The sequence below is a fragment of the Streptomyces sp. MnatMP-M17 genome, from assembly GCF_900091995.1.
Classification (GTDB): Bacteria; Actinomycetota; Actinomycetes; order Streptomycetales; family Streptomycetaceae; genus Streptomyces.
Map to the genome: position 1 here is coordinate 1 of NZ_FMDK01000371.1, position 6,175 is coordinate 6,175.

The following is a 6,175-nucleotide window of genomic DNA, read 5'->3' on the forward strand; positions in this document are numbered from 1 at the left end:
CCGGACGCCGCAGGCCCCGCCCTCCGGGCGGACGGCGCTACTTTCGAAACACGCCCTAGAAGCCGCGCGTCCGCTTGGCCGCGCGGCGGCTCGACGCCCGGCCCGCTCCCGGCACCGTGAGGAACAGCCGGGAGATCTCACCGCCGAGATTCACCCCGATCGCGATCGCCAGGGCCAGCGCCGCCGCCTTGGAGAGCGAGGCCAGGCCGCGGTCCGGATTGTTCTGCGCGATGCCCAGCAGTCCGAAGTAGGTCGCGGAGCCCGGCAGCAGCGGCCCGATCGCCGCCGTGACATAGGGCAGCGCCGAGGCGAACTGGTAGCGCGAGAAGAGCTGTCCGAACAGCCCCACCAGACCGGCCGCCACCGCCGTCGCGGCCACCGGCGAGATCCCGCCCGTGTCATGCAGCGCCGCGTAGACGACCCAGGCGATACCGCCGTTGAGGGACACCATCAGCACAGTGGAACGTTCCTGCTGGAGCAGGATCGCGAAGGTGAAGCTCAGCACCACGGCCGCGAGGATCTGCACCACGGGACGCTCCGCGGTGTGCGGCGCGGCGTCCGGGTTGAGCTGCGCGTCGAGCTGCGCGTCGAGCTGCACCCCCAGATACAGCACGGTCAGCACCCCGATGATGATCGCGATGAAGAAGTACATCACCTCCAGCAGCCGCGCCGACGCGGTGATGTAGTAGCCCGTCAGCCCGTCCTGGACTCCCGCCACCAGCGCCCGTCCCGGCAGCAGCGCGAAGAGACCGCCCGTGATCACGGCGGAGGGCCGCACCTCCCACTGCGCGGCCGAGCCCACCAGGGTCAGCGCCACGCCCATCGCCGCGGGCGGCATCGCGGCCACCACGAACTGGTAGAACTCCGGCAGCCCGCGGCCCGCGCACAGCCAGGCCAGCCGGTCTCCGAGCATCGCGCCGAACGCCGCCGCCACGAAGACCAGCAGTCCGCCGCCGACCAGTACGGACGCGGAGCCGGCCAGTACTCCGCTCGCCACCGTCAGCACCCAGCCCGGATACGGATGCCGGTTGCGCCGGATCTCCGCCAGCCGCCGGTACGCCTCCTCCAGCGTGACATCCGTGTCCCCGCTGGTGATGTCGTCGATCAGCGTGAAGACGGCGGAAAGCCGCGTGTAGTCGGTGCCACGCCGCCGTACCGTCCGGCTGGCCGTCACCGGATCCTCCACCAGCGACGGCTGATGGGAGATCGACAGCAGCGTGAAGGTGACATTGGGCTCGCAGCGGTCGAGCCCGTACGCGCGGCTCACCGCGAACATCGCGGCCTCGACATCCTCGGCGCCCTCGCCGCCGGCCAGCAGCAGCTCGCCGATACGGAGCGTCAGATCCAGCACGCGCGGTACGGCGGGCCCGTTGTCGTCGTGCCGCTGCACCGTCTCCGGTACGGGCCGCTCCCCGGCCGGCATCCGCAGCAGCGTACGCATCCGGTCCTGCCAGGGAGCGCCCTTGGCCAGCAGGACCGCGGGTACGCCGCTGGGCCCTCCGGCAGGGACACCGGAGGGCAGGCTGACGGGTGCGGCGACGGGTGCGGCGTTGTGCGGCTTACGGGCGGTACGGCCCGGCCTGCCACCCGGCCCGCTCTCCCGCCTGGCCTGCGGCGTACCGAAGGCCGAGCCACCGCGCCCGGCCTGCTGCTCCGTGCTCAGTCCTCCGGGAAGCGCGAACTCCGATGTCGGGTGGTCGTCCTCGGAGAGCGCCGGCCGCTCCACGCCGTGCGGCGGCGTGAACGCACTGTGCGCCTCGTCCGACTGAGGCTTCCGCTCCTCCGGGCCGTCCGGCTCGGCCACCGCTGTCGACGCCGTCACTCACTGGCTCCCTGTCGTACTCGCTCTCGTGTGCTGCTTCCGCCGATGTGTTCGTAGCTCCGCGTCTGCCCAGTATGAACACGGACATGAGGAGCCACACCCGCACCTGCGCCCGCATCGGCACCGCACGCACGCGCCTCCGCGCACACGGACGGGCGGCGCACCTCCCGAGAGGTACGCCGCCCGTTGTCCGTCCGGTCACACGGAGGAGGAGTGCGCGCTCAGTGCGCGCCGCCCTGCGCCTCAAGCCGCTTGTACGAGGCCTCGATCTCGGCCTCGGCCTCGGCGCGGCCGACCCACTCGGCGCCTTCGACCGACTTGCCGGGCTCCAGGTCCTTGTAGACCTCGAAGAAGTGCTGGATCTCCAGACGGTCGAACTCCGAGACATGGTGGATGTCGCGCAGATGCTCCACGCGCGGGTCCGAGGCCGGGACACAGAGCAGCTTGTCGTCGCCGCCGGCCTCGTCCGTCATCCGGAACATACCGATGGCACGGCACTTGATGAGGCAGCCCGGGAAGGTCGGCTCGTCCAGGATGACCAGCGCGTCCAGCGGGTCGCCGTCCTCACCGAGGGTGTTCTCCACGAAGCCGTAGTCGGCCGGGTAGCTGGTCGAGGTGAAGAGACGACGGTCGAGGCGGATCCGACCGGTCTCGTGATCCACCTCGTACTTGTTCCGCGAACCCTTAGGGATCTCGATGGTGACGTCGAACTCCACGGGTGGCTCCTCCATGATCAACACATATGTCCGGTCATACTGCGTCGTCGCGGTGGAGGAGGCCCCCGGACCGGCGGTCTGAAGGCCGCTTCTGGCCGGGGTGCCATGCTCGTGGCAAGACGCAGTGATTAAGTGTCCCCCACGCAGCAGTGTGATCGCGAAAGGGGCTGGTCAGCCGTGCTTGAGCCGAAAGTGTGGCAGCTCACGGCAGGTTCCGTGGTGGCCGGCCTGGCGCTCGCGGCGGTCGCGGTGGCCGTGGCCGGCCCCTGGGACTCCGGTCAGCGTAAGGCCGAGCGGGAGTGGGCCGCCGCCCAGGGCCGTACGGGTGGCGCACATCACGACCCGCGCGCTCCCCGTACGCCCTCACCCGCCCCCAGCGCCCCGGAAGTTCTCTCCGTGCTCACCGCCCAGGGCGCGGAGCCCGCGGAGCTGGCGGATCTGTCGGCAGGGCTCGGGAAGACGCTCGGCCCGCTGCTGGACGACAAGGCCCTCGGCAAGCTGCGTACGGCCTCGGTCGTCGACGCCGCCACCGGTAAGCCGCTGTACGGGAAGGCCGCGGACACCCCGATGACTCCGGCCTCCACCGTCAAGATCGCCACGATGGCCGCCGCGCTCTCCGCGCTCGGTCCCGACCACCGCATCGCCACCACGGTGACGGCCACCCGGGACGCGAAGACGCTCACGCTCGTCGGCGGCGGTGACGCCACACTCGACCGTGAAGGGCTGCGCTCCCTGGCCGAGGACACCACGCGCGTGCTGCACGACCGTGGCGTCACCAAGGTCACGCTGCACTACGACGCCTCCCTCTACTCGGGGCCCAGAGCCCATCCCATCGGTCCCAACGACAACATCGCGCCCGTCGACGCGCTGATGGCCGGGCAGGGCCGGCTCGACAAGTCCACCCGTGGGCCCGCGCCGCGCAGCGGCGATCCGGCGGGCGACGCCGCCGATCTCTTCGCCGAGCTGCTGCGCGAGGAGGGCGTCCGTACCACCGCGGCTCCCACGGCGGCCAAGCCCGCCGAACCTGCCGGATCTGCCAAACCTGCCAGATCCGCCAAGTCCACCGCGAGCGCGGAGGTCGTCGCCAAGACCTACTCCCGGCCGCTCTCCGCGCTGGTCGAACGCGCGCTGACCGAGAGCGACAACGACGTCGCGGAGTCCCTGGCCCGCCAGACCGCGCTAGCCATGGGCCGCCCGGCGAGCTTCGCCGGCGCCGAACAGGCCGTCCGCGCCCAGCTCGAAAAGCTCGAAGTGCCTCTCACCGGCGCCCGCTTCGCCGACGGCAGCGGTCTGGACCGCAAGGACAGGGTCAGTGCCGCGCTGCTCACCGCCCTGCTGGCACGCGCCGCGGATCCGGACCATCCGGAGCTGCGTCCCGTCCTCACCGGACTGCCCGTCGCCCGCTTCAGCGGCACTCTCAGGAACCGGTACCAGGACGCCGCGCCCGCCGCCGGACTGATCCGGGCCAAGACAGGCACGCTCACCGGCGTGAACACTCTGGCGGGCACGGCCGTCGACTCCCGGGGCCGACTGCTGGCCTTCGCGTTCATGGCGGGCTCCACCTCGTCGCCCGGCGAAGCGCAGGCGGTCCTGGACCGGCTCTCCGCGTCCCTGGTCCGCTGAGCCCGCTCGCGTCCCGCTGAGCACGCTCTCCGTCCCGGTCGTCCCACCGAGCCACCAGGCCCGGGACCCGTGAAGGCCCTCCGACGGCCCAATCGGCTCCGTGGCCCCGCTCCCGCTCCGTCTCCCGGCCTCATTACGGGCCGCCCGCGAACCCGTAGGGGACGGTATGAGGGAAGATCCGGGCCACGGACACCTCACCGCTCCGCGGGCCGAGCACGTACGGTTGACGCATGACGAGCATCGGTGGTGCCGAGATGGTCGACTGGAATCTCGCGGTGGCGACCGCGACCCGCCTGGTACGGCCGGGGCCCGAAGTGACCCGGGACGAGGCGCGCGAGATCGTCGCCGAGCTGCGCAGGCATGCCAAGGCCTCGGAGGAGCACGTCCGCGGGTACACGCGGATGATCCCCGACGGCCATGAGCCACCGGACACTCCCGTCCTGGTGGTCGACCGGGCCGGCTGGGTGAAGGCGAACGTCGCGGGATTCCGCGAGCTGCTCAAGCCCTTGTTCGACAAGATGCTGGAGCGCCGGGCCAGCACCCCCGGCGGCGCCGTGCTCGGCGCGGTCGGCGGCAAGGTGACCGGCGTCGAGCTGGGCATGCTGCTGTCGTTCATGGCCTCCCGGGTGCTCGGCCAGTACGAGACGTTCGCGCCCGCCACCCGCGATCTTCCGGCGGGCGAGCACAGCGCGGGACGGCTGCTGCTCGTCGCGCCGAACATCGTCCATGTCGAGCGTGAACTGGACGTCGATCCACACGACTTCAGGCTCTGGGTGGCGCTCCACGAGGAGACGCACCGTACGCAGTTCACTGGTGTGCCCTGGCTGCGGGACCACCTCCAGGGCGAGATCCAGTCCTTCCTGGAGGAGACCGAGGTCGACCCGATGACCGTACTGGAGCGGCTGCGCGAGGCCGCCCAGTCGCTCGCGGGCGGCCGTCCCGAGGGCGAGGAGGACGAGCACGGCAGAAGCATCGTCGAACTGGTCCAGACGCCCGGACAGCGCGAGATCCTCAGCCGGCTGACCGCCGTGATGTCCCTGCTCGAAGGGCACGCCGACTATGTGATGGACGGCGTCGGCCCCGATGTCGTGGCCTCCGTCGCCGAGATCCGTGAGAAGTTCCAGCAGCGCAGGGCCCGTGGCGCCAGCCGGCTCGACCAGGCGCTGCGCAAGCTGCTCGGTCTCGACGCCAAGCTGCGCCAGTACCGCGACGGCGAACGGTTCGTACGGTCCGTCGTGGAGGAGGTCGGCATGGCCGGCTTCAACCGGGTCTGGACCTCGCCCAACACGCTCCCGACCAAGGCGGAGATCGCCACACCGGCGGACTGGATCGCACGGGTGCACCGCAGGCCGGATTCATGAGCCCGATCCGGTGCCAGGCCCGATTCCGGTGCCAGGCGGAAGCCCGGTCCGGCTCCCGGCTGAAGAACGCCCCATGTATCACCCATCCGAGGGACCGTGAGTGAGGGATAGGCGTGCAATGCTCGGGTAATGGCTCGGTTCTGTCACCATCGACGCACTCTGAGTGACGCTCTCCGTCCGTACACCGACCGAGGCACCCCCCAAATAACATCACGAAGGGCACCGGATATGGGTCCCCATCCTGCGGTCGCGGCGATACGCCTGGCGGTCCGCCGCGTACTCCACGACGTCCTGACCGATCGCGCGGAAAATCCTCCGACCGTCCTCCCAGCCTCCTCCGACACGCCCACCACCGGCGGGCGGCCGCTCGTGCTGGTCGCCTGCTCCGGCGGCGCCGACTCCATGGCGCTCGCGTCCGCGCTCGCCTTCGAGGCCCCGAAGCTCTCCGTACGGGCCGGTGCCGTCACCGTCGACCACGGTCTCCAGACCGGCTCCGATCTGCGGGCCGCCGAGGTCGTGGCCCGGCTCAGCGCCATGCGGCTCGATCCCGTCGAGTCCGTCGCCGTGACCGTCGGCCGCGAGGGCGGTCCCGAGGCCGCCGCGCGCGATGCGCGCTATGCCGCCCTGGACGCCGCGGCCGAGCGCCACGGCGC

Annotated in this window: 5 protein-coding genes; 3 read left to right on the plus strand and 2 right to left on the minus strand. The window is 71.3% G+C overall.

Annotation, left to right across the window (positions count from 1 at the left end):
• Window positions 1-55: 55 nt before the first annotated feature.
• Window positions 56-1,804, minus strand: coding sequence for a threonine/serine exporter family protein (locus GA0115259_RS17350; RefSeq protein ID WP_093597590.1), 1,749 nt, complete (start codon window positions 1,802-1,804; stop codon window positions 56-58).
• Window positions 1,805-2,043: 239 nt separating this feature from the next.
• Entirely contained in the window at window positions 2,044-2,538 is a 495-nt protein-coding gene (locus GA0115259_RS17355; protein WP_046504875.1) for an inorganic diphosphatase, read from the minus strand.
• 177 nt (window positions 2,539-2,715) lie between these two features.
• Between GA0115259_RS17355 and dacB the strand changes: the two genes are divergently transcribed.
• The 3 genes from dacB to GA0115259_RS17370 all read left to right on the plus strand — a co-directional run.
• Window positions 2,716-4,161: a D-alanyl-D-alanine carboxypeptidase/D-alanyl-D-alanine endopeptidase gene (dacB, locus tag GA0115259_RS17360; protein ID WP_093597584.1), complete on the plus strand. Its 1,446-nt coding sequence runs from the start codon at window positions 2,716-2,718 to the stop codon at window positions 4,159-4,161.
• A gap of 230 nt (window positions 4,162-4,391) precedes the next feature.
• Window positions 4,392-5,522: a zinc-dependent metalloprotease gene (locus tag GA0115259_RS17365; protein ID WP_093597587.1), complete on the plus strand. Its 1,131-nt coding sequence runs from the start codon at window positions 4,392-4,394 to the stop codon at window positions 5,520-5,522.
• A gap of 228 nt (window positions 5,523-5,750) precedes the next feature.
• A partial coding sequence (locus GA0115259_RS17370) for a PP-loop family protein (protein WP_272921126.1) occupies window positions 5,751-6,175 on the plus strand: 425 nt, incomplete at its 3' end.